This is a genomic window from Anoxybacillus sp. P3H1B (assembly GCF_001560855.1).
GTDB lineage: Bacteria > Bacillota > Bacilli > Bacillales > Anoxybacillaceae > Anoxybacteroides > Anoxybacteroides rupiense.
The window spans coordinates 37439-61743 of sequence record NZ_LPUG01000018.1 but is presented as its reverse complement, the minus strand read 5'-3'; the positions used below and the strand labels follow the sequence as shown (position 1 = coordinate 61743).

Annotated in this window: 24 protein-coding genes and 1 other RNA gene; 18 read left to right on the top strand and 7 right to left on the bottom strand. The window is 42.6% G+C overall.

Annotation, left to right across the window (positions count from 1 at the left end):
• The first annotated feature begins 88 nt into the window (after positions 1 to 88).
• A complete protein-coding gene (ilvA, locus tag AT864_RS11505) occupies positions 89 to 1297 on the top strand; it encodes a threonine ammonia-lyase (protein WP_066149051.1) in 1209 nt (402 codons plus the stop codon).
• 30 nt (positions 1298 to 1327) lie between these two features.
• Here ilvA and AT864_RS11500 read toward each other — a convergent pair whose 3' ends face one another.
• Positions 1328 to 1579 (bottom strand): DUF6154 family protein, encoded by a 252-nt coding sequence (locus tag AT864_RS11500; protein ID WP_066149050.1) that lies wholly within the window; start codon positions 1577 to 1579, stop codon positions 1328 to 1330.
• 152 nt (positions 1580 to 1731) lie between these two features.
• Entirely contained in the window at positions 1732 to 1983 is a 252-nt protein-coding gene (locus AT864_RS11495; protein WP_044745992.1) for a hypothetical protein, read from the bottom strand.
• 128 nt (positions 1984 to 2111) lie between these two features.
• On the opposite strand from AT864_RS11495, the gene AT864_RS11490 reads away from it, so the two are divergent.
• Positions 2112 to 2876: a S9 family peptidase gene (locus AT864_RS11490; RefSeq protein WP_066149049.1), complete on the top strand. Its 765-nt coding sequence runs from the start codon at positions 2112 to 2114 to the stop codon at positions 2874 to 2876.
• A gap of 309 nt (positions 2877 to 3185) precedes the next feature.
• On the opposite strand, the gene AT864_RS11485 is transcribed toward AT864_RS11490, so the two are convergent.
• Positions 3186 to 3722: a flavodoxin family protein gene (locus tag AT864_RS11485; protein ID WP_197431018.1), complete on the bottom strand. Its 537-nt coding sequence runs from the start codon at positions 3720 to 3722 to the stop codon at positions 3186 to 3188.
• A 158-nt stretch (positions 3723 to 3880) separates the two neighbouring features.
• On the opposite strand from AT864_RS11485, the gene AT864_RS11480 reads away from it, so the two are divergent.
• The 14 genes from AT864_RS11480 (at position 3881) to AT864_RS11420 (ending at position 16338) form a co-directional block, all read left to right on the top strand.
• Entirely contained in the window at positions 3881 to 4528 is a 648-nt protein-coding gene (locus AT864_RS11480; protein ID WP_066149047.1) for a TetR/AcrR family transcriptional regulator, read from the top strand.
• A 119-nt stretch (positions 4529 to 4647) separates the two neighbouring features.
• Positions 4648 to 5790, top strand: a complete 1143-nt coding sequence (locus AT864_RS11475) for an acyl-CoA dehydrogenase (protein WP_066149046.1) — start codon at positions 4648 to 4650, stop codon at positions 5788 to 5790.
• A 54-nt stretch (positions 5791 to 5844) separates the two neighbouring features.
• On the top strand, positions 5845 to 7497 hold the full coding sequence (locus AT864_RS11470) for an AMP-binding protein (RefSeq protein WP_255357505.1): 1653 nt from the start codon (positions 5845 to 5847) through the stop codon (positions 7495 to 7497).
• 10 nt (positions 7498 to 7507) lie between these two features.
• Positions 7508 to 8863: an acetyl-CoA carboxylase biotin carboxylase subunit gene (locus AT864_RS11465; RefSeq protein ID WP_066149045.1), complete on the top strand. Its 1356-nt coding sequence runs from the start codon at positions 7508 to 7510 to the stop codon at positions 8861 to 8863.
• Between the two features lie 85 nt (positions 8864 to 8948).
• Positions 8949 to 9161 carry an acetyl-CoA carboxylase biotin carboxyl carrier protein subunit gene (locus tag AT864_RS11460; protein ID WP_066149044.1) on the top strand — a complete coding sequence of 71 codons (213 nt, stop codon included), beginning with the start codon at positions 8949 to 8951 and terminating at the stop codon, positions 9159 to 9161.
• Between the two features lie 12 nt (positions 9162 to 9173).
• Positions 9174 to 10082, top strand: coding sequence for a hydroxymethylglutaryl-CoA lyase (locus AT864_RS11455; RefSeq protein ID WP_066149043.1), 909 nt, complete (start codon positions 9174 to 9176; stop codon positions 10080 to 10082).
• A gap of 17 nt (positions 10083 to 10099) precedes the next feature.
• A complete protein-coding gene (locus tag AT864_RS11450) occupies positions 10100 to 10879 on the top strand; it encodes an enoyl-CoA hydratase (protein WP_066149042.1) in 780 nt (259 codons plus the stop codon).
• Positions 10880 to 10893: 14 nt separating this feature from the next.
• Positions 10894 to 12441, top strand: coding sequence for an acyl-CoA carboxylase subunit beta (locus tag AT864_RS11445; RefSeq protein ID WP_066149041.1), 1548 nt, complete (start codon positions 10894 to 10896; stop codon positions 12439 to 12441).
• Positions 12442 to 12497: 56 nt separating this feature from the next.
• A non-coding RNA gene (gene ssrS, locus AT864_RS11440) (6S RNA) lies at positions 12498 to 12688 on the top strand.
• A 272-nt stretch (positions 12689 to 12960) separates the two neighbouring features.
• Complete coding sequence (locus tag AT864_RS11435) at positions 12961 to 13404, top strand: MarR family winged helix-turn-helix transcriptional regulator (RefSeq protein WP_066149040.1); 444 nt, start codon at positions 12961 to 12963, stop codon at positions 13402 to 13404.
• A gap of 4 nt (positions 13405 to 13408) precedes the next feature.
• Positions 13409 to 14047 carry an HlyD family secretion protein gene (locus AT864_RS11430; RefSeq protein WP_044741643.1) on the top strand — a complete coding sequence of 213 codons (639 nt, stop codon included), beginning with the start codon at positions 13409 to 13411 and terminating at the stop codon, positions 14045 to 14047.
• A gap of 145 nt (positions 14048 to 14192) precedes the next feature.
• Positions 14193 to 15743, top strand: a complete 1551-nt coding sequence (locus tag AT864_RS11425) for a DHA2 family efflux MFS transporter permease subunit (protein ID WP_369815544.1) — start codon at positions 14193 to 14195, stop codon at positions 15741 to 15743.
• Between the two features lie 173 nt (positions 15744 to 15916).
• Positions 15917 to 16087 carry a DUF2639 domain-containing protein gene (locus AT864_RS17605; RefSeq protein WP_082741684.1) on the top strand — a complete coding sequence of 57 codons (171 nt, stop codon included), beginning with the start codon at positions 15917 to 15919 and terminating at the stop codon, positions 16085 to 16087.
• 44 nt (positions 16088 to 16131) lie between these two features.
• Positions 16132 to 16338, top strand: coding sequence for a DUF6501 family protein (locus AT864_RS11420; RefSeq protein ID WP_066149038.1), 207 nt, complete (start codon positions 16132 to 16134; stop codon positions 16336 to 16338).
• 213 nt (positions 16339 to 16551) lie between these two features.
• Here AT864_RS11420 and AT864_RS11415 read toward each other — a convergent pair whose 3' ends face one another.
• Genes AT864_RS11415 through AT864_RS11405 form a run of 3 tightly spaced genes read right to left on the bottom strand, consistent with a single transcriptional unit; the run spans position 16552 to position 20305 of the window.
• The gene (locus AT864_RS11415) at positions 16552 to 17691 is read right to left on the bottom strand and encodes a Ger(x)C family spore germination protein (RefSeq protein ID WP_066149037.1); all 1140 of its coding nucleotides are present in this window, start codon (positions 17689 to 17691) and stop codon (positions 16552 to 16554) included.
• Positions 17691 to 19217, bottom strand: coding sequence for a spore germination protein (locus AT864_RS11410; protein ID WP_066149036.1), 1527 nt, complete (start codon positions 19215 to 19217; stop codon positions 17691 to 17693). The genes AT864_RS11415 and AT864_RS11410 overlap by 1 nt, the downstream gene beginning before the upstream one ends.
• Entirely contained in the window at positions 19217 to 20305 is a 1089-nt protein-coding gene (locus tag AT864_RS11405) for an endospore germination permease (protein ID WP_066149035.1), read from the bottom strand. The genes AT864_RS11410 and AT864_RS11405 overlap by 1 nt, the downstream gene beginning before the upstream one ends.
• Before the next feature lie 281 nt (positions 20306 to 20586).
• On the opposite strand from AT864_RS11405, the gene AT864_RS11400 reads away from it, so the two are divergent.
• Positions 20587 to 21462, top strand: a complete 876-nt coding sequence (locus tag AT864_RS11400) for a DMT family transporter (protein ID WP_066149034.1) — start codon at positions 20587 to 20589, stop codon at positions 21460 to 21462.
• A gap of 25 nt (positions 21463 to 21487) precedes the next feature.
• The gene (locus AT864_RS11395) at positions 21488 to 22393 is read left to right on the top strand and encodes a DMT family transporter (protein WP_066149033.1); all 906 of its coding nucleotides are present in this window, start codon (positions 21488 to 21490) and stop codon (positions 22391 to 22393) included.
• 317 nt (positions 22394 to 22710) lie between these two features.
• On the opposite strand, the gene AT864_RS11390 is transcribed toward AT864_RS11395, so the two are convergent.
• A complete protein-coding gene (locus tag AT864_RS11390; RefSeq protein WP_044741632.1) occupies positions 22711 to 23961 on the bottom strand; it encodes a HAMP domain-containing sensor histidine kinase in 1251 nt (416 codons plus the stop codon).
• Positions 23962 to 24305 lie beyond the last annotated feature (344 nt).

The window sequence follows — 24305 nt, the reverse complement described above, 5'->3', positions numbered from 1 at the left end:
TTTTCATCACTCATGATAGCATATCGCTTAGAGATTCGATATAATGACAATGCGTGGATTAAACGATAAATAGTTAGGTGATGAAAGGATGCTAACACTTCAAGATGTTTTACAGGCAAGGGAAAAAATGAAAGGGACTGTTCATCACACTCCGTTGGAGCATTCCCAAACATTCAGTCAATTTTCTCAAAACGAAGTGTATATGAAATTGGAGAATTTGCAAAAAACGGGATCTTTTAAAGTACGGGGGTCATTCAACAAGATTATGACATTAAGTGAAGAGGAACGGAAACGAGGAGTGGTGGCGGCATCGGCGGGAAATCATGCTCAAGGAGTCGCCTATTCAAGTGCGATGATTGGCATTCCTTGCACGATTGTCATGCCGAAAGGGGCGCCTTTAAGCAAAGTACAGGCGACACAAGGATATGGAGCCGAAGTCGTTTTGCATGGCGATGTGTTTGATGAGTCGCTGGAATATGCTTTACAATTGCAAAAAGAACGTGAAGCGACATTTGTCCATCCCTTTGATGATTTAGCGGTCATTGCTGGTCAAGGCACGATTGGTTTGGAAATTATCGAGCAGCTGCCTGATGTGGATGTGGTGCTGTGTCCAGTAGGAGGAGGGGGGTTGCTCGCTGGATTAGCCTTTACATTGAAGCAACTAAAACCATCGATTCAAGTATACGGAGTGGAATCATCGGCATGTCCCGGCATGACGGAAGCGCTTCGCCAAAAAAAACCGGTGACGATCGTCTCTGCTGACACGATTGCTGATGGGATTGCCGTCAAAAAGCCAGGTGGCATCACATACCAATACATTGAAAAATATGTCGACGGAGTGGTTTGTGTAGAAGAAACAGAAATTTCAAGAACGATGCTTTATTTACTTGAACGGAACAAGCTGCTTGTAGAGGGATCGGGCGCTTGTCCGCTTGCGGCGTTATTATATCATAAAGTCCCATTCAAAGGAAAAAAAGTTGTCGCGGTATTAAGCGGAGGAAATGTGGATGTTACATTAATTTCTCGGATCATTGAACGCGGTTTAGTGGAGTCAGGACGGTTTGTCACATTCACCACGATCATTTCCGATAAACCTGGACAGCTCAATAAACTGCTTCGCATTATTGCGGAATTGGAAGCTAATGTCATGTCCATTCATCATCAGCGCATTGGAGCAAAGGTATTGCCGGGTCAAGCAGAGATTCACTTTTCACTTGAAACGAAAAATCAAGACCACATTCATCGCGTCCATCAAGTGTTGATCAATGAAGGATATGATGTAGAGTTTTTTCAATAAAAATAAAAGGGTGGCGGCAAGCCATCCTTTTTAATGAATAATAGAGGAGGAAGACCACTTTGTTTGTCCGACTCCTTCATTGGCCATTTTTGCTTTCAGACATTCAAGAATGTAAAGGCCGACCATGCCGACCAATTCGGTTTCGTCCATATCTTCAATCAGTTGCAGCAAATCTTTTCGACTCAACTCTTCTAAAATAGACATGGTCATGATTTCTGCGTCTTCTTCGTCTCCAGTCAGCCGATCTTTATAATATTCATACAATTCATCAACAAATTTCATCAATAAGTCCTCCACAAGGCTAATGGCCCTTCATTTATTGCGCCCCTCCTCCCCATGAATACTCCTATCAGGAATTGTCTATTTCTTGCTTATTTCGTTATGGTTGATCAATGTTTTTTAGTGATTTCTGATCAAGAGGAGGGCTCTTCTTTTTACTTCATGTCAGAAAAATGCTGTGCATGCTTAATGAACATTTCCTGATTTTCAATGAGTCCGCATGCGGCACATTGAACACGATAGCTCGGTCCGCGGTAAGGCAGATGGAAAGGATCAAGGGAATCATTGGTATATTCTTGTTCAATTTCACCTGTTTGCGGATGGAGCTTGACTGCCACGGGACGCTGTTCAATTAAGTTAAAGCGTGTTCGATTCGTTTTGCAATTTGGACATAACATTGGTTCCAAATGGCTCACCTCCGTTTATTATCTTTTAAAATAAAAGCATATATTATACATAAAATCACTCATTTTTCCTATCTACATAAAAAATTGACAAGACAAGGAACGAATATAAAGATAAAGGGGAAGAGAAGATGCAAAAGGCCATTACGTTAGTGCATCGCGGAATGACACTTCGCGGAATGGAACATATTCCTCCACGAAAGGAAGGTGAAAAAGTTCCGGCGGTCATTTTATTTCATGGTTTTACAGGGACGAAGCTTGAGCCGCATCGATTGTTTCTTAAGTTGTCGCGGGCGCTAGAGAAGCAAGGAATAGCGAGCTTTCGTTTTGATTTTCTCGGAAGCGGGGAAAGCGACGGGAATTTTGAAGATATGACTGTATCAAGCGAAATAGCAGAAGCGCACGCCATTCTTGATTTTGTAAAAAAAGATGGGCGCATTGATGCGACGAAGATTTGTTTGCTTGGTCTTAGTATGGGAGGGCTCGTAGCGAGTGTTTTAGCTGGAGAAAGAGCGGCTGAAATTCATAAGCTTATTTTACTAGCGCCGGCAGGAAACATGTATGAGCTGATGATGTATATGGTTAAGCAAAACAAGATTGATATCACTGCTCCTTATTATGACCATGCGGGTAATTTAGTCGGTCGCTCATTTTTAGAAGATTTGAAAACGATCAATGTATTCGAACGAGCGAAGCCGTATAGAGGTCCAGTCTTACTGATTCATGGCACGAATGATGATGTTGTCCCTTATCAAGTAAGCAGCCAGTATCAGCAGAGATGTTATGGAGAGCAAGCAACCATTCACTGGATTAACGGTGCAAATCATACGTTTGATCGGCATGAATGGGAATGTGAAGTGCTTGATAAGGTTCTGCAATTTGCCTCGATTTATTAAACTTATTGTTTATTTTGTCAGGATGGTCTAGCTTCCCACAAAAACAGTGGGTACTTATTGAATGTTTCGTCGCCTGCTCCTACCGTAGAAAAAGCCTTGATGTTCATCATCGATGCCGAATGGTATCACAAATTGTATCTTCATACTCGTGGTGCTAGTTGGGTAGATGATCCTGATCCCTTCCATATTTGCTCTCATGTGAACCGCCGAGAGGTCGGCACGCGGTCACGCTTTGATGTGACCAAGGTAAGCCACCGACTTGCTCTCCGGCGGATGTGTGAAAAAGTTTATTTTTAGAAAACAACGGAACTAAAGCGAACGAAAAATCTTATTCCAATATTTTGCTTCACTTAGGGCTCGCTGGTCGGAAAGAATTTCATCAGGTGCGTTTCCTTGACCGATTACGTAACCGATATACGTCAAGCCAACAAACTGGAAAATGTACTGGAATTGCTGGATAAGCGGCAGTCCTTTTATATACGGATCATCTCCGCCAACAGCCACAACAAACGCTTTTTTTGATTTCATTTCCTCCTTGAAGGAAAAATGAGGATCTCGCAAGCTTTGTGACCACCGATCAATAAACAGCTTCATTTGTCCACTCATTCCATACCAATAAATCGGTGTGGCAAAAATCAAAATATCATGTTCGCGAACAAGACGAATGATTTTTTCATAGTCATCTGCCACAGGAGTAAATCCTTCTGGATCATGCCGTTTATCAATAATCGGTGTAATCGAAAAATCTTTCATATAGATCTGTTGATGAGCGATCCCCTCTAGCACAATTTGCGCTAATCGTGCTGTATTCCCGTTTTCGCGTGAACTGCCATTCATGAGAAGAATATTAGCCATTGAACTTACCTCTTTCTTTTTTTTATCAACGCTTATTATAAACAATTATTGACATCTGGGTCATTTATTACGTATTTTATAGATAGCAACTACAAAATATTTAACTTTTCTAAAAATTATGTTAATATAAACGATAAAGGAGATTTTCAATGGCAAATAAAACGTTAAAAGAAAGAATTATCGATACGGCTCTACATCTTTTTGAACAATATGGCTATCATGGAGTTACCGTCGATCGGATTGTCACAGAAATTAACGCATCAAAAGGCGGTTTTTATCATAATTTTAAATCAAAAGATGAACTTCTTTATCACATTCACGATGTGTTTATTACTTACGTGCTCAACAAGGCGCAGGCGGCCTATGAAAACTATAAAACGCCTACAGAGCGTTTATGTGCCATTATTCAATCATTTGTAAAAGTATTTCATTTATACAAGCCGCATATCACGGTGTTTTACCAAGAAAGCACTTATTTAAAACCGGAGTATTCACAAAAAATCAATGAAAAACGTGATGAGTTTAAGCAGGTGATTTTCCGGGTCATTCGCGAAGGCATTGCCGCAGGCGAGTTTCGTCCAGAGCTTTCTGTAGAAATTACAGGCATGACGATTATTGGTATGGTGAACTGGACGTATAAATGGTATAAACCGGAAGGACCGATGACAATCGAACAAATTGCCGACTATTTTATTGATTTTATTTTGCATGCTGTCCTTACAGAAGAAGCTAAGCAAAAATCGGAAAATATCATTTATTTCATCAAAAACAAGCAAGCTTCACTCCGATCGTTTTAAAAAATGATGCTTACTGAATGTAAGTGTTGCTCGTGAAACAAACCAACTAGTCGGTCTTAAAACCATTCAAAACCGACTAGTCGGTTTTAGAATAATATGTTATAAATGGGGGAGAGAGAATGAATTTTGAACTGACAAAAGAGCAACAGATGATTAAAGAAATGGTAAGGGAGTTTGCCGAGAAGGAAATTGCACCAAACGCGGCGAAATGGGATGAAGAAGCCTATTTTTCTGTCGGAATATTCAAAAAGATGGGAGAATTAGGGCTATTGGGAATCCCGTTTCCAGAAGAATACGGCGGAGCTGGTGGCGATACGATTTCATATGCCGTCGCTGTTGAGGAAATTGGCCGTGCTTGTGGCGGGACAGGTCTTAGCTATGCTGCTGCTGTCTCACTAGGTGCAAGCCCTATTTACTATTTCGGCACAGAAGAGCAAAAGCAAAAATGGCTTGTTCCGATGGCAAGAGGAGAGGCGTTGGGAGCGTTCGGATTAACCGAACCGAATGCTGGTTCTGATGCTGGGGGAACTCGGACGAGAGCGGTGCTGGACGGAGATGAATATATCATCAATGGAGAAAAATGCTGGATTACGAATGCGGGGCATGCAAGGCAAGTAATTGTGACTGCAGTCACCGGAAAGGATGAGAGAGGAAAAAATATCATCTCTGCTATTATTGTTCCAACAGATACCCCGGGATTTACGATTCGATGCAATTACGACAAAATGGGTGTCCGTGCTTCCAATACGTGCGAGCTTGTGCTAGAAAATGTGCGTGTGCCGAAAGAGAACGTATTAGGGGATCCAGCAAAGGGCTTTAAGCAATTTTTATATACTCTCGATGGCGGCCGCATTTCAATTGCTGCTCTTGCCGTTGGAATCGCTCAAGCTGCGTTTGAGAAAGCGCTTCAATATGCGAAAGAACGCACACAATTTGGCCAATCCATTTCTAAATTTCAAGCGATTCAGTTTAAGCTTGCCGATATGGCGATGGAAATCGAATTAGCCCGCAATATGATGTATAAAGCGGCTTGGCTAAAAGACCAAGGGAAACCGTTTACAAAAGAAGCCTCTTTTGCTAAACTGTTCGCTTCTGAAGCTGGCTTCCGCATATGTAATCAAGCCATTCAGATCCATGGCGGATACGGGTACATGAAAGAATATGGGGTCGAGCGCCATTTGCGCGATATTAAGCTTATGGAAATTGGTGAAGGCACATCTGAAATTCAGCGGCTCGTCATTGCCCGTCAGCTTGGATGTTAAAGGCAGAAAAATGGCGCGGATGAAAATTTCATTCAACCAAAGGAGGCGCATGTTATGGCGGAGATGTTAGAGGTTACAGTTGGCAAGCTATTAGAAGAAAAAGCGAACGCTTACCCAGAGCATGAGGCTGTTGTGTATGCAGATCGCGGACTTAGAATGACATACAGGCAGTTTGATGAATATTGCCGTCTTGTTGCTCGGGGATTCATGAAGCTGGGCATTGAGACAGGAGAGAATGTTGCCATTTGGGCAACGAACACTCCTGAATGGCTGGCGTGCCAGTTTGCTACAGGTAAAATGGGGGCTGTGCTTGTAACGGTCAATACGAACTACCGCACAGCTGAATTAGAATACTTATTGAAGCAATCAGACTCTACCACGCTGATTTTAATAGAACGATATCGCGATTCCTCTTACATTGACACTATTTATGAGATTGCTCCCGAACTGTACGAATGTCAGCCAGGACAGCTGAAGTCGAAACGTCTTCCGCGTCTAAAAAATGTGATTGTTCTGGGGGACCGACGTTACCCAGGCACATACACGTGGAATGACATTTTGGCGATGGCCCATGACATCACCGAAGAGGAACTTGATCAACGAATGAACGCTCTCGACCCTCACGATGTCATCAACATGCAATATACCTCAGGAACGACGGGCTTTCCAAAAGGAGTGATGCTCAGTCATTACAACATTGTCAACAATGCCTACAACATCGCTCAATGCATGAAGCTTACAAAAGAAGACCGTTTATGTATTCCTGTGCCATTTTTCCACTGCTTTGGCTGCGTGCTTGGCGTCTTAGCATGCGTCTCTGTCGGCGCTACGATCGTGCCAATTCAAGAATTCAACGCGAAACAAGTGCTTCAAACGGTTCAAGATGAAAAATGCACAGCTTTACATGGCGTGCCAACCATGTTTATTGCCGAATTGAACGACCCTGATTTTGAAAAATACGATTTGTCTTCCTTGCGAACAGGAATTATGGCAGGATCAAACTGCCCAATCGAAGTGATGAAGGCGGTCATTGAAAAAATGGGAGCCAAGGAAATTACGATTGCTTATGGACAAACTGAATCTTCGCCCGTCATTACTCAGACAAGAACGGATGACCCTATTCATTTGCGTGTCGAGACAGTGGGGCGTGCGCTTCCGAATGTTGAAGTCAAAATTGTCGAACCGGGCACAAACAGGGAAGTGCCACGCGGGGTGCAAGGAGAGTTATGTACAAGAGGCTATCATGTCATGAAAGGATATTATAACAATCCGGAAGCAACGAGAGAAGCGATTGATGACGAAGGATGGCTTCATACAGGCGACTTAGCGATAATGGATGAAAATGGATATTGCCGCATTACTGGAAGGTTAAAGGATATGATTATTCGCGGTGGAGAAAACATTTATCCACGAGAAATTGAAGAATTTTTATATCGGCATCCGAAAATTCTAGATGTTCAAGTGGTTGGAGTGCCTGATGAGAAGTATGGGGAAGAAGTGATGGCGTGGATTATTTTAAAGCCAGGGCAAGCTGCAACAGTTGAGGAAATTCGTGAATTTTGCCGCGGAAAAATATCGCGTCATAAAATTCCTCGTTATATTGAATTTACGGATTCATATCCGATGACAGCGTCTGGAAAAATCCAAAAGTTTAAGTTGCGTGAACAGGCTAAACAAATTCTTCGTGCCAAGACAACCAATGAATAGGAGGAGTTGCATGTTTAAAAAAGTGTTAGTGGCGAATCGGGGAGAAATTGCAGCACGAGTCATTCGAACATGCCGGCGGTTAGGAATTCAGACGGTAGCGATATACTCAGAAGCAGATGCTGCTTCTCTCCATGTCAAATGGGCAGACGAAGCTTATTTAATCGGAAAGCCGCGTGTCAGTGAAAGTTATTTGAATATTGAAAAAATTATTGAAATCGCCAAAACGACGAAAGCGGAAGCGATTCATCCAGGATATGGTCTATTGTCGGAAAATCCGGCGTTTGCGCGTCGTTGTGAAGAGGAAGGAATCGTATTTATCGGGCCGAATGCGGATGTAATTGCGAAAATGGGAAGCAAGATTGAGTCGCGGAAAACGATGGCAGAGGCAGGTGTGCCGATCGTTCCAGGCATTTCGTTTCCGCTGCAAAATGTTGAAGAAGCAATGAGCACGGCAGCGACAATCGGTTATCCCATTATGTTAAAGGCATCTGCCGGTGGTGGCGGCATCGGCATGCAAATCGTCCATAATGAGGAGGAATTGCGCAAAGCGTTTGAAGGCAACCAAAAGCGGGCGACTTCTTTCTTTGGCGATGGGGCGATGTATTTGGAAAAGTATATTCAGAACCCTCGCCATATTGAAGTTCAGCTTCTTGCGGACCGCCACGGGAATTATGTGTATTTATGGGAGCGTGAATGTTCGATTCAGCGGCGCCATCAAAAGGTGATTGAAGAAGCTCCTTCCTTGTTTTTAGATGAGCAAACAAGAAAAAAAATGGGAGAGACAGCGATTCAAGCTGCCAAATATATCGGTTATACAAATGCAGGAACAATTGAATTTCTTGTTGACGAACAGAAAAATTTCTACTTTCTTGAAATGAATACGCGGCTTCAGGTAGAGCATCCAGTAACAGAGGAAATCACCGGTTTGGATCTTGTCGAAGAGCAGCTGCGCGTCGCTGCCGGAGAAAAGCTTGGCTATAGCCAAGAGCATATCCAGCGCCGAGGGCATGCCATTGAGGTGCGGATTTACGCGGAAGATCCAAAAACCTTTTTTCCATCCCCAGGAGCCATTACGGCCTTTCAATTGCCAGAAGGAGAGCATATTCGCAACGAAACAGCTGTTCAAAGCGGAATGGTGGTAACGCCATTTTATGATCCTATGATTGCGAAATTAATTGTGAAAGGCGAAAACCGAAAGGAAGCAATTGATCGCATGTTGCAAGCGCTCGACAGCTATCAAATTGAAGGAATTAAAACAAACATTCCAATGCTAAAAGAAGTATTAACGCACCCGGAATTTCAAGCGGGGCATACGACAACAGATTTTGTCAATCGTCATTTAAGCAATATTTCGATCAAAAAATAAGAGGCTCATGAAGTCTTCCACTTTTCTTCATTAAGAAAGTGGAAGACCTTCGATCATCAAGATTAGGAAATGGAGGAATAAAAAGATGAATCAAATTGTGGCAACAATGGCAGGAAATGTATGGAAAATTGTTGTTTCTGTTGGCGAAAAAATTGAGGAAGGGCAAGATGTCGTAATTTTAGAATCAATGAAAATGGAAATTCCCATTGCTGCAGAAGCAAGCGGAGTCGTTAAAGAAATTCATGTGCAAGAAGGCGATTTTGTCAATGAAGGCGACATTTTGCTTGAATTGGAATAAGAGGTGAGGAGCGTGGGCAACTGGCCGAAACACGTAACAATTAAAGAGGTAGGTCCTCGTGATGGACTGCAAAACGAAAAGACAGCCATTGCGACTGAAGATAAAATTGCTTGGATCAATCAGCTTTCCAAAACAGGGTTGACGTACATTGAAATCACATCATTTGTTCATCCAAAATGGATTCCGCAGCTCGCTGATGCCTTCGATGTTGCAACAGGAATTGAGAGAGTTCCTAGTGTTACATACGCTGCACTTGTTCCGAATCAAAAAGGGCTCGAAAAAGCTTTGGCGGCTCAAGTGGATGAAATCTCAGTATTTATGTCGGCAAGTGAGACACACAATCAAAGAAATATTAATAAATCCATCTCCGACACCATTCCTGTCCTAACCGCTGTTGTTCAGGAAGCAAAGCGTGCTCAAAAAACCGTTCGCGGCTATCTTTCAACGGTTTTTGGTTGCCCATATGAGGGGGAAGTTTCCGTTGAACAGGTAGCCGCTATATCAGAGCGGTTGTTTGAAATGGGGGTGGATGAGCTTTCGTTAGGCGATACGATCGGTGTTGCTACCCCGCGCCAAGTGGAAGCTGTACTCAACTCACTTTTAAAGAGATTTCCAAAAGAAAAACTAGCCATGCATTTTCACGATACGAGAGGAACCGCTTTAGCCAATGTACTGATTTCATTAGAAATGGGCATTACAACCTTTGATAGCTCACTCGGCGGATTGGGCGGCTGCCCATATGCTCCAGGAGCTTCCGGAAATGTCGCAACGGATGATTTATTATATATGCTTCATGGCATGGATATTGCTACAGGCATTGACGCCGCGCGGCTAACGGAAGCGGCGCTATTCATTCAAAACAAGATCGGTCGAGCGCTCAGTAGCCATCAGTTACAAACCATCGATTCGTGTTTGTCCTAATGAAGGAGAGTGATTGAATGGAACCTTCTATTCTCTATGAGGCGGCGAATGGAGTGGCGGTGCTGACCTTGCATCGCCCGCAAGCAGCCAACGCTTTGTCCACTGCGATGTTAAACGAGCTGAAGCAAAAGCTTGAGCAATTAAAATTTGATCGCTCGATCCGATGTGTAATTGTAACAGGAAGTGGAAGAAAAGCGTTTTGCGCTGGTGCCGACTTAAAGGAACGCGCCAGTATGACTGAAACAGAGGTGAGAAAAACGGTGGCGCTGATTCGCGATACGATCAATGAAGTTGAACAGCTTCCAGCACCGACGATTTGTGCCATGAATGGCGTTGCTTTTGGCGGTGGCCTGGAATTGGCGTTAGCCTGTGACATCCGCATTGCCTCTGATCATGTCCAGCTTGGATTAACCGAGACATCGCTTGGCATTATTCCGGGAGCCGGCGGAACTCAGCGGCTTCCGCGTTTAATTGGAAAAGGCAAAGCAAAAGAGCTCATTTTTACGGCCAAGCGGCTAACAGCGGCGGAAGCGGCCCAGCTTGGAATAGTAGAGTATGTTGTGCCTGATGAGCAGTTAATGGAAAAGGCGAATAAACTTGCCGAACAAATTATCCAAAATGCGCCGATCGCTGTTTCCCAAGCTAAAATAGCCATTAATCGAGGTCTGGAAGTCGATTTATATACAGGCTTGAAGCTGGAACAGATGGCTTACGAGATGACCATTCCAACAAAGGACCGTTTAGAAGGGCTGCAGGCCTTTAAAGAAAAACGGAAGCCTGTTTATAAAGGAGAGTAAAGGAGGAAGTGCGAGTGATCAACGAGCAAGCAAAAACGTTAACTGAGAAATTGGCGGAACAAATTGAAAAAATTGAACAAGGTGGTGCCATAAAGTACCATCAAAAAAATGCGGAGCAAGGCAAGCTATTTGTACGGGATCGTCTAAAGCTGTTATTTGATGATGGGATGCAATTTGAGGATGCTTTATTTGCCAATTGTCTTGCTGACGGCCTGCCGGCTGACGGGGTGGTAACGGGGATCGGCAAAATCAATGGGCAAACCGTATGTGTAATGGCCAATGATTCAACGGTAAAGGCCGGGTCTTGGGGATCACGCACCGTAGAAAAAATCATTCGCATCCAAGAAACCGCGGAAAAGCTTCGATGCCCGATGCTGTATTTAGTAGACTCTGCCGGAGCGCGCATTACCGACCAGGTGGAAATGTTTCCTGGCCGCCGCGGGGCAGGGCGCATTTTTTACAATCAGGTGAAGCTGTCTGGAAAAGTGCCGCAAATCTGTTTATTATTTGGTCCATCGGCAGCCGGTGGCGCTTATATTCCTGCTTTTTGTGATATCGTCATTATGGTTGAAGGGAATGCTTCGATGTATTTAGGATCGCCGCGAATGGCCGAAATGGTCATTGGCGAAAAAGTGACGCTCGAAGAAATGGGCGGAGCGCGTATGCACTGCAGTGTTTCAGGATGCGGAGATGTGCTTGTAAAAACAGAAGAAGAAGCGATCCAATTTGCACGCAAGTACTTATCTTATTTTCCGGCCAACTTCGCTGAAAAACCGCCGGTTGCCGAAGCAAAGCCAGCGAAGAGCTTTGAAAAAAACATCGAGGATATTTTGCCGTTGAATCAAAATGCGCCGTTTAATATGTATGATTTGATTGAGCGTTTTGTGGATGAAGACTCTTTTTGCGAAATCAAAAAGCTATTTGCACCTGAATTGATTACAGGACTTGCTCGCTTGAATGGACAGCCAATTGGCATCCTTGCTAACCAACCGCGCGTCAAGGGCGGTGTCTTATTCCATGATTCGGCTGATAAAGCAGCCAAATTTATTACTTTATGTGACGCCTTCAATATTCCGCTTTTATTTTTAGCCGATATTCCAGGATTTATGATCGGCACAAAAGTGGAAAGAGCAGGAATTATCCGACATGGAGCGAAAATGATTTCAGCGATGTCAGAAGCGACGGTTCCAAAAATTTCTGTTATCGTGCGGAAAGCGTATGGGGCCGGTCTTTATGCGATGGCTGGTCCAGCCTTTGAACCGGATTGCTGCTTAGCATTTCCTAATGCGCAAATTGCCGTGATGGGACCGGAGGCAGCTGTTAATGCGGTATATGCCAATAAAATTGCTGAGCTTCCTAAAGAAGAACAAGCGGCTTTTATTGAACAAAAACGGGAGGAATATCGCCGCGATATCGATATTTATCGCTTAGCGTCAGAGATGGTCGTCGATGGCATTATCGCGCCAAATCAGCTGCGGGAAGAATTGACTCGCCGTTTTGATGCCTATATGTCGAAATATATCGTCTTTTCGGAAAGAAAGCATGGAGTGTATCCGGTGTAATAAAAAATCAGGAATAGATACTTGCAAAGTAGCAAAAGATTATGTATGATAATAATCACCTGCTGCGTTGTACGTGACAGAATGAAGTTTCAACCGATGACTGTAAAGAGGGAGTTCCATATCGAAACGGGAATGTCATGCCTCGATAATCGGATGCGGAGGACGACAAGAACGTTTCTGCGAACACCCACCTAGTGGAGTGTGGTTGAGAAACTCCATTCAGAAAACGGCAAATCGCGGCATCTTTATTCGATCATACAAAAGCCGATCTCTTTCAGAGGTCGGCTTTTTGTTATATTGATATAGGTAAATTTTTATCTTTTTTGACAAAATTTTTATTTGTCTGAATGAGATCTTATTACGATAACAGTAGTTTTGCTTGTTTGATAAAGGACATACTAATCTCTGGAATGATAAAGACAAGATAGTTGATTTTTAATAAAAATATGCTATAATCAATTTTCGTATGAGAATAATTCGTATTGAAATTATTTAAATTGAAATGAAAGGAGGGAATCAATGAATCCATTAGGGCGTGACTTGATGTATTCCGTTTTTCGGATTCAAAAAGCGTTGTATCGTCTGGTTCGCGAGGATGCAACGCGAGTGGGGATCACAGAGCTGCAGCTCATTATTCTTTACACGCTGTTTAAACAAGAGAACGTCCGTTTAAATGATCTGGCGGAGAAGTTAAATATGAGCAATAGCACGGTCAGCGGGACAGTGGACCGATTAGTCAGTGCGGATTTGGTAATGCGCGAAACATCTAAAGAAGACAGACGCGCTGTAACCCTATACTTAACCGATAAAGGCCGAAAAAAGCTTAAAGAAGCGTTCAATGACGAGGATTCGGCACTGTTTCGACAGTTAAAACGCTTGACAGATGTAATCAGTAAGGAAGAGTTAGAACATCTCATATCGCTTCATGGCACTATTCGAGACATTTTGCTAGGGGAGGAATAAACGAGTGAATACAAGACGTCTCATTACATTGAATATCATTGTTCTTATTTTACTTGTAGCCGGCGGCTTTGCGGCTTATTATTATGTAAACGAAGCGACGAACTATATTAAAACAGATAACGCTCACGTTGACGGGCAGCAAATTGTGATTGCGTCTCCCGTTTCAGGAAAGCTGACAAATTGGTCTGCCGATATCGGAAAAAACTTTCGCAAAGATGATAAGGTTGGGGAAGTATCCGACGGAGAGCATACAATCTCTGTGACAGCGCCGCAAAATGTTACGATTGTTCAGCAAAGTGCTGTAGCGAATTCTTTTGTGGCTGCCGGGACAGCGTTGGCACGGGGATATGATTTAGATGACTTATGGGTTACTGCGAACATCAATGAAACCGATATAGAGGATGTAAAGGTTGGTCAAGACGTTGATATTTACGTTGATGCTTATCCAGATCGGAAATTTACAGGAACGGTTCAAAAGCTTGGCTATGCGACAGCAAACACATTCAGCTTGCTTCCAAGCTCCAATAATACAGGAAACTATACAAAAGTGACACAAGTTGTCCCTGTTACGATTTCCATTGATAACTACAGCGGAGCGGGACTAGTGCCGGGCATGAATGTCACCGTTCGCATTCATAAGTAGGTGATCAAGCATGTCTAGCTTTTTCATAGCCTATATTGTTTTTTCTGTTTTCGTACTAGCTGCATTGAACTATGCAGTAAAGAGAAAACGGAACGTCGCTACCCGTGTAGTTAGCGATGAAACGGACGTTGCTGTAGCTCCGGCGATGGGGGCAGAAGAACAGCAGCAGCCTCCTTCTGCTTCAGCTCATCAAGAAGAGTTAGGCAGCCGCGGGAAAGTAGTCGTCACCATCATGCTTGGCGCCTTCGTTGCCATTTTAAATCAAACATTAATCAATGTGGCATTGCCGCACATGATGAATGATTTTAATGTAGAAACATCGACAATCCAATGGCTTGTTACCGGATATATGCTAGTTAACGGCGTCCTGATTCCGATCAGCCCATTTCTAATCGCGAAATTTCCAACTAAAAAGCTGTTTCTCTCAGGAATGGCCTTTTTTGCGCTTGGCGCCTTCGTTTGCTCCTTGGCGCCTTCCTTTGGCGTGATTTTAACTGGACGCTTAATTCAAGCGGTTGGCGCGGGAATCATTATGCAGCTCATGATGGTCATTATGCTGAATATTTTCCCTCCTGAAAAACGGGGAATGGCAATGGGAACCGTGGGAATTGCAATGATGTTTGCCCCAGCGGTCGGCCCGACGTTATCAGGATGGATTGTCGAGCATTATTCATGGCGTCTGTTGTTCGATATTGTTCTGCCAATTGCTATAGTGGATATTATTTTAGCGTTTATGTGGCTGAAAAATACGCCGAAAACAGCCAATCCAACGTTGGATGTTCGAGGAGCTATTTATTCCACTCTCGGCTTTGGGGGAGTGCTGTACGGTTTTAGTGAAGCAGGAAGCAATGGCTGGGGGAATACAGAGGTAGCCGTTTCCATTGTCATTGGTGCTATCTTCTTGGTTCTGTTTATATGGCGCTGCTTTACAGTGGAGCATCCTATTTTGAATTTACGGGTATTTAAATATAATATTTTCACCTTAACAACTGTCATTGGCTGTGTCATTAATATGGCTTTATTTGCCGCAATGGTGCTGCTTCCGGTTTATTTGCAAAATCTTCGCGGTTTTACTCCGTTGGACTCCGGTTTGCTTTTACTGCCGGGAGCCATTGTCATGGCGATTATGTCGCCGATTTCCGGAGCCATCTTTGACCGAATTGGCGCTAGATGGCTAGCAATTGTTGGGCTTGTTATTACAGTTGTTACAACATGGGAATTTAGCCGATTGACGATGGACACACCCTATTCGCATATTTTATGGCTGTACATTTTCCGGATGTTTGGCATGTCCATGCTATCGATGCCAATTATGACGGCAGGATTGAATGTGCTGCCGCGTCATTTGTATAGCCATGGAACGGCAACAGCGAATACGCTGCGCCAAGTCGCTTCTTCCTTGGGAACTGCTTTTCTTGTGACGGTTATGTCGAATCGCTCCAAGTTTCACGCTGAAAGCTATCGAAATGAAATGACACTGAATAATCCGACGATAGCAGACCTAGTTGCTCAATTGAAGCATTTCATCCCAAGTGATGAAGCCGTCACTCAACTGTTGTACGGAATGGTGCAGCAACGTTCAGCTGTTGAAGGAATTAACGATGCATTCATAGTAGCAACAGGACTTGCTTTTTTAGCGTTGATTTTATCGTTTTTCTTAAAAGGGAAAAACAAAGATCGCGCCTCATCGGTTTAACAAAAAGGGGAGTGCAGCCGATCTTTGCTTCGGAAAACCACTTCTGTTGCCTTGCTGTGAACAACAAAAAATGCGGAGAAGCGTAAACAGCTTCTCCGCATTTTTTGTTCTATCCTATGTGCGGTGAACATATAGTATAGGAAAAGTTGCGGAAAAGGAAAGGAGAAGTTTTTATGGCCCATTTTGGTTCAAAAGGCTGGCTTGTTCAACAATTAAAGGATATCGGCATTCGCCGCCACCCGATCGGACAGAAGAAGGTAGAAGCGTACAAGGCTTCCGTTTTATATGGTCTGTATCAAAAATATGCTGCCAAACGTGTTGATTCACAAGAAAAAAATGCTTAAAATAGAACTAACAATGACCCTATAATAAAGGAGAGCAATACGAAATGATTCATCAGACATGGCTAAATCGCCCAACGATCAAAAAAGTAACATGTGTACATACAAATGCAGAAAAATATGTTGTGAATCGTGTGTTAACTGAGGGAAAGACGTATGACGTAAAAAATGAAACGGAAGAATTTTACTTTATTGTTGATAACACGGGCCAAGTAGGAGGATTTTATAAAGATTATTTTAAAGAGGCGAATTAATCGCCTCTTTATTTATTAGCAAAATATATCTCATGTTGAGCTTGATGGGAACGATCTGTATAAACGCATTTCACAGATGGAATGAATGATTCTAAAGAGCAGTGGCTAGGCATAAGAACGTATGTTTGATTTAGCCGTCATTCATGCGGCAAAGGCGGCCCATTGTTTAAGAGATGTTCAAGAGGAAGAGGGATTCAAAAATGCTATTTCAGGCTATTTGGTAAACTTCCGTTCTCCTGATGTACTGATGGATAGCTTGACTTTAACATCTTTTAATGTATCTTTCTTTAATGGCAAGGCTTTGTCTACCGTTATTCTTTTCCATGCAGCAGGGTTTTCCCGATACAATATCTCGGACAAATTTAACATGTCAATATCATATTTTCGTCCGAGCTCGTATAAATCTTTGATCTCTTTTTCAATCGTTTTTTGAGCAAGGTCAATAAGCTCTTTTTCGGTTAATGGCTGTAATACTTCAATAATGCTTCCTTGTACTTTGAGTTCAACGGTAAATTCCGGTGTGCCTTTGTTCATTTTGTAAGCGATTTTTGCTTTTGGCCCAAGTACAACAACAGAGGCGACGACTCTTTTGCCTTTTTTTATATAAATGGGCGTTCGAGAGATCTTTTCTTCTACCCAGCGGATTCCCATAATTTTAGACCGGTTAAAGCATTTTTGCACCTCGTGCTGGCGCATAAAGCAGATGCCGGATAAGGTAAGCATCGGCTTTTTTTGATGGTTTTCTTCCCATGTTTTTTCCGAAATTCCCAAATAAGGAACTCTTGCGGTTTTTCCCGGTTCGTTTAGATCGGATTCGAAGCGGTTTAAACGAATGGGCCGGATAAAAGAGCTTTGCTGGAAAATATCCTCCGGATTGCCGAGCAAGGAGAAATAAACAGATGCTTGCAATAATGGAACGGTAGAAAAAAGCTTGTCTAATGGTTCTTTTGTTGCATACACCCATAATGTATGGCGAATTTCATTATATCGATCAATCAAATCTAAAACATCCTTAACAGGCTTTGCCTTTAAAGCACGCTCCGTAAAGACAATTCCTTTGATTTGTCCCCATGATACCATTTGTTGAATGGAAGGATAAATATTATCCGTAACAATATTAAAGGTTTCTCCTGTTGCTTTTCCTACTGCTGTGTCTACTCTTTGCTGTCCGCCGCCAGCATTCGTTTTAGCGAGCCCGGTAAAATTGATGAATTGCACATAGACGATAAATTTATGGTCTTTATAATCCACTCCCATCGCATGCACATAGACAACGTGGTCAATGTCCTTTGTTCCCCAGCATCCGGTTAATAATGTAAGAGAAAGCAGCAAGGGGATGGCACGTTTTAGCATTAGTTGTTCTCCCCTTTTGATGTATTATCCTTTGGATACACTACTTCCGCTCTATTTCTAAATCTTTTCCAAACAATGGTCGTCAATACTTTTAAAATATCGCGTGTAGGAGGCGAGAGCGGTGTTAAATAAGGGATTCCAAATGTTGTAATATTGGCTACATAGGTTAATAACAAAAAGAGAGAAACGATAAATCCGAATAAGCCGAAGAACGCCGAAAAAACAAGAACGATAAACCGCAACAACGTGACGACACCGGATAAGTTTTGGTTGACAAGCGTAAATGTAGCGACGACGGAAATCGCTGTTACGACAAGTGTAGGGGGAGCGGCCAGTCCAGCGTCGATCGCCGCTTGCCCGATAATGAGCCCGCCAACGACAGATAAGGTTTGCCCGATCGCAATCGGCAGCCGCATCCCGGCTTCCTTAAAAATTTCGAACAACCCAAGCATGAGAAACATTTCCAATGTAACTGGAAGAGGAACGCCCTGTCGGGAAAGAACGACTGTAGCAAGCATGGTAAACGGCAGCTCATAAGGATGGAATGCCGTTAAGCAAACCCAAAATCCCGGCAGATAAATCGCTAAAGAAATCCCTAGCAGCCGTAATATCCGTTGGAAAAAAACAAAGATAAAAGCGGTATTGTTATCCTCTGATGTATTTAATAAAAAGGTTAAATTCGCCGGACCGATCGCTGCTGTGGGCGCACCGTCGACAAGGAGGACAAAGCGTCCGTTTAATAAACAGCTGACAGCAAAATCGGCTCTGCCGGTGTAACTGAATGTCGGAAATAAAGAAAAGCGGCGATCCCCAAGCAGTTCTTCAAGCTGATTCGTGCCTGTCATAATATCAATATTGAGATTCAATATTCGTCTTCTTGCTTCATCAATGATTTGCGTATTGGCGATATCTTTAATATATAATAACCCCACTTTTGTTTGGCTTCTTGTCCCGACAATAAACAATTCATAAGATAGTTGATGGGATTTGACGCGTTTGCGGATCAGCGCGACGTTTTTAGAAATTTCTTCGATAAATCCATCCTTTGCCCCTCTGATCGATACTTCTGTATTCGGTTCTTCCGGGTTTCGGTTGGGCGGATTGGCCAGGGTTAACGAATATAAAACGTCCGCTTCTTGAAAATATACGAGCAAATCACCGTTAAATAAAATATAGTTCATATCATCAATCGTTACTTCTTTTCCAAGAAGTTCCATAGGCATCAATTTGTTAGCCTCGATTTCCTCTACCGTTTGACAAGGATAGTCGCGGCACATTTCACGAAACATCGGAAAAATCACTTGCCTAAGCTGCCGTGTATCGCATAATTCTTCACAATACACAAAGACAAGCGTCAGCGATCCACTGCTGCTTTTGGCTGGTTGAATTTTAGATGTCAGAATGGCCACATCTTTACAGTTAGAGTAAAAATAGCGAAGCGATTCTTCGGTAACCAACATTGTTTCTTTACCGCTATGATCATTATTCTTTTGCGCGGATTGTGCGGCTCGTAACGGAATTTGCATTATGATCCTCTCCTTGTTTTTATGTATGAAATGAATGCTAATATCCCGAGCAAGCCAGATAGGCTTAACATGAAATATAAAGAGAATGGTAAAATAAAGTGATTTAATACATATAAAAATTGTGGATCACTTACAGGCAGAAGTGAAAGAGTACAAATGACCACATAGACAAAAATCAAAATCCAGCGCCGTGTTTGTTTGTTTGATACCGCGAACAACTCAGGGATTAAGGCTGTGGCAAATGAAATGCGAATAAATGCCCCTGAGAGCCATTGATAAATGGAAAGGAAATCAATATGTTCAATATAGGTTCCTAAGTTCACTAACCGCCATTGCTCAAAGGCGGGATAACGTAATACTCTTGCATTTCTTGGACCAAATTCAATGATGGCGCCGATTGTCGGGCCAATGCTTAAGCTGGCTGCGAAAATGCCAATAAAAAGAAGTCCAAGAAACGGAAATTTTGGCTGCAAACGGTGCTGCATAAACAAGATCATGATAATTTCCGCATAGCCTGCCCCTGTATAAATCATTCCCTTTAATACCGGATCCCATCCGTTTTCCATAATAGGCTTTAGCAAGGAATAGTCTTTGTGCGGTACCGTAGAAAGCATGACTAAAACTCCAAAAATCACGACGAACGGCAAAACAATGCCGGATGTTTTCGCGATGGAATCAATGCCTAGATAGGCGTTGTAAAAGCAAAGTCCTACTAATAAAAGGATAATGATCCAGCTTGGTGTTGAAGTTAAATACGTTGTTGTTGTGAATGTAACCGTGTCTTTTAACGTGACATAACTGATGATGACTAATAATAACGTGCCGGAAAATGACACAATATATGTGATCACGCTAGAGAATTCGTTTTTAAGCCAGATGAATAAATTGGTTTGTTTGGACTGTTTCATAATGAAATACAAGAGGACCATCCATACAGGCAACAGTCCAAGTGTTAAGATGGCTGAAATCCACGCATCGCGATGGGCGGCATCCAATAAAAGTGGGATGACGATCACGTGGTCCATCAATCCGACGGATAACAGAAAAATAAATAACACCTGTACGATGCTTAACGGATAATGGTTCACAATCGGCCACCTTCTTTCGGAAATCAGAGAATTTAGGATACTAGTTTTTCCCGGTAAAGGAGAATATATTCTTTGCGAAAAATAGGTGTGGAAAAGAAAGAAAAATTTGATACAATGAAACAAAATATAAATTTGGCAGAGGAGGAAGAGGAATGAAAAGAACATTGTTTGAAAACGATCAGCCAGCCGCTTGCTTCTAAGACGGGGCAAGCTGGCGTATAGGTATGCTCCGTCTTGCGTGCAGAGAATGATCTTTAACGAAAGACGGAGGTTGATAAACGATGAAAAAAACATTGATGGGGGCTTTGTATTTATCGGTTGCATCAAGCATTTGGGGAGGAATGTATGTCGTCAGTAAATATGTGCTCGACTATGTTCCGCCGTTTACACTGGTGTGGTTGCGCTATGTGATCGCTTTTACCGTTTTGTTTGGCGTCTTACAGCTGCAAAAAAAGCGAGTTTCTGTGAAAGCAAATGATTGGAAGTGGATTGGCTGGATCGGCGTCATCGGCTATTTTATTTCTATCTCCCTGCAATTTATTGGAACAAAACTGTCGGATGCGCATACGGGAGCGCTCATTACATCCGCTACCCCGGCTTTTATTGTTTTATTTGCTCGCTGGCTGCTGCATGAAGCGATCACTGTAAGAAAAATCGCAGCTCTTGTGTTAGCGACAGCTGGGGTCATTGTTGTCATTGGCCTCAGCGGTGGAAAAGAATCATCGATTTGGGGCAGTGTGATATTGGTCGGAGCAGCGCTTACTTGGGCGCTGCTGTCAGTGTTAGTAAAGATCGCTTCCGCTCGACTTTCAACGTTAGTTATCACAACTTACGCGATTTTTGTGGCACTTATTTGCACCACTCCAATGATGGTATGGGAGCTTGTGAGACAATCTGTTTTTTTGCTTCATCCGCCTATCGTTTTTGGTGTTCTGTATCTTGGTGTGGTGTCTACAGCAGGAGCCTTTTTCCTTTGGAATAAGGGAATGGAAATGATGGATGCGGGAGTCGGTTCCTTATTTTTCTTTTTCCAGCCGCTTGTCGGTTCCCTATTTGGCTGGTTATTTTTACATGAACGGCTGAGTGAAGCATTTTGGTATGGCGGTGCTTTGATCATTGCCGGAGTAGTGATTGCTGTGCTCGACGAAAAGAAGTAGTTCTGGACGACATAGGAGGAGAGAAATGGTGTCGAGTCGTGCCAAAGGATTAATAATGGTTATATCAGGTGCGGCGCTTTGGGGATTGTCTGGAACGGCGGCGCAAGTATTGTTTCAAGAAAAGCAAGTAACGACGGAATGGCTTGTTGCGGTAAGGATGCTGCTGTCAGGGATCGCTTTGCTTGCTATAAGTGCATATAAAAAGTTGCATCCTTTGTCGATTTGGAAAGAAAGAAGCAGCGCCAAGCCATTATTATGGTTTGGCCTAATCGGAATGCTTGGCGTGCAGTATACGTATTTTGCTTCGATTGCTACAGGTAATGCCGCTACCGCGACATTGTTGCAATATTTGGCGCCGATTTATATTGTGCTATATTCCATCATAAAAGAACGACAAAAGCCGTCTAAAACAACGAGCGCAGCCATTTTGCTTGCAATTGCTGGCACATTTTTGCTAATGACGAATGGAGTGGCCAATGAGTTAACCGTCTCATTGGTTTCCGTGATTTGGGGAGTGCTTTCTGGCGTAGCTCTAGCATTTTATACATTGTCATCTGCGCTGCTATTGAAAAAATGGAATTCGCTGATCGTCGTGGGCTGGGGCATGATGATTGGAGGAGCGGCGATGTGCCTTATTCTCCCGTCTATTTTTTCGACGAATATCATTTTTGGAATGGATACATGGCTTTTAATTCTATTTGTTGTTGTTTTTGGCACATTGATTGCTTTTTTGTTATTTGTAGAAAGCATTCGTCATTTATCGCCTACAGAATCAAGCTTGTTATCAAGCGTAGAGCCGCTGTCTGCTGTGGCAGCCTCGTTTGTATTTTTGCATGTTTCTTTTGGAGAATGGCAAATGGTAGGGGCGTTATGCATTATTGGCACGGTAGGGATGCTTTCAGTTAAAAGGGTGCAAAAAAGCATTTCATAGCATCTGCGTGCTTAAGGACGGAAACGTGAGCAAAGAAGCCGCGCGCATGTATTCGACTGCTTCGTATAACTGTGTATATGGAGAAAGATGAAGCATAGGGAGTTTAGTTGCTCCCTATGTTTCTTTTTTTGTTCAAGATGTTTTTTCGATATAAATTCTATATGAAGCAGCAAGAGAATTGGTGATGATGCTTGAAGTTGGTATCGTTTTTTGGCTTTGACCTTATCAGAACATGGATTTTTACACATACCGTTCGATCTTTAAGTTGTTAAATCAGGAGCAAAAGGCTATTGACGTTATCTATCCATTCACGCGGATCAAGCTTTAGGAAACATGATGGTGGTCAATGTTCCGTGGCCGACTTCACTTTGAATCTGCCACGTTCCGTTCATCGTCTCAATTAATTTGACTGCAACCATGGATCCTAATCCCGTTCCTTTTTCCTTTGTACTAAAATAAGGCTCACCAAAACGGCTGATTTGTTCTTTGGTCATGCCGATCCCTGTATCTTGGACGGTAATAATAATCCCGTTCTCTTGAACCGTTGATGAAACAGTGAGTATACCGCCGTTCGGCATCGCTTCAATACTATTTTTCATTAGATTAAGAAAACATTGTCGAAAGTGCTGGGCATTGCCGATGATCGACCCCGGCTGCAGCTTTTCTTCAATTTTGATTCCATTCATTTGTGCGATCGGCTGAAGCATATGAATAACATAGCATAGCTCCTGGTCGACCATTAATGGTTCTGTTTTATTGGTCGATGGCTTGGCAAATGTTAAGTAATCATTAATAATCGTCTCCGCCCGATGAATCTCCTCAAGAGCAATATGCATGTATTCGTCTTGAGTCTCCTTTGGAACAGACTGTGATTTCATTAATTGAATAAAGCCTTTCACGACAGTCAATGGATTGCGCACCTCGTGGGAAATGCTTGCAGCAAGCTGGCTGACGATTTCCATTTTTTCTACTTTAATGAGCTTCGACCGCATGATAATTGCTTCCTTCAATGTTTCCATAATGTAAACAACAAACAACATTCCGAACGGAGGGATGAGAATAAAATCGACAATATAAGATTGAGTCACTTGAAAATCAGAGATGGCTATCGCAATTCCCGTTGTCAAAACAGCGAGAAAAAAGGTCAGGCAGACCGAAGTATATAGCTTGCTCGTCCGGTTTAATCGCTGAAAAGCGGGAGAGACAAGGGCTGCCACGATAAACATCGTTACATAAACGACGACAGTTAAAAATTGAAATCCATAAAAAATAGACCGAACAATCAGCAAAATAAAAAGCAATGCGCCGCCAGCAATTCCTCCCCCATACAGTGTACCAATTAAGAAAGGAATTTGCCGCAAATCGTGGATGCAATTATCTGCAATGTAAATGGGAAATTTCATACATAACAATAGGGAAAAGCCTGTACAAGCTATAAAAAGCCATTGGCTTTGGCGAGAATTTTCCTTCCAAAACTTACCGTGATCATAAATGAAATAATAGACAAAAATGCTGGACAAAATGTAGAATAAGTTGTTTAAAAGGTTTTGGTTGATATATGTCCCCATTATTAGATCCCCTAACTAATGAACTCTAACAATAATAATTATACGAAAAGAAGAAGGAATGAAAATAGCCTTTCCTAGTAAACAAAGAATTTTTGAATCTCTTATTTACAAATGAGCGGTTTGACTTCTCTTGCATTTTCCCGAATTCCACCAGTAGCCTATTCGTTTTGGTAGACAAAGCACTCATCATTGTCTTTGATATAAAGGAAAGGTCTGGGGAGAGCGTTCCAGAAGAGGGATGAGAAAGCCAAAACTTTGCTTCATTTGCTGTATGTATATAAATACAGATGGATGCTTCCATAATAGAATCCCACCCCTTTCATCTTTTTCAGTCGACTTATATG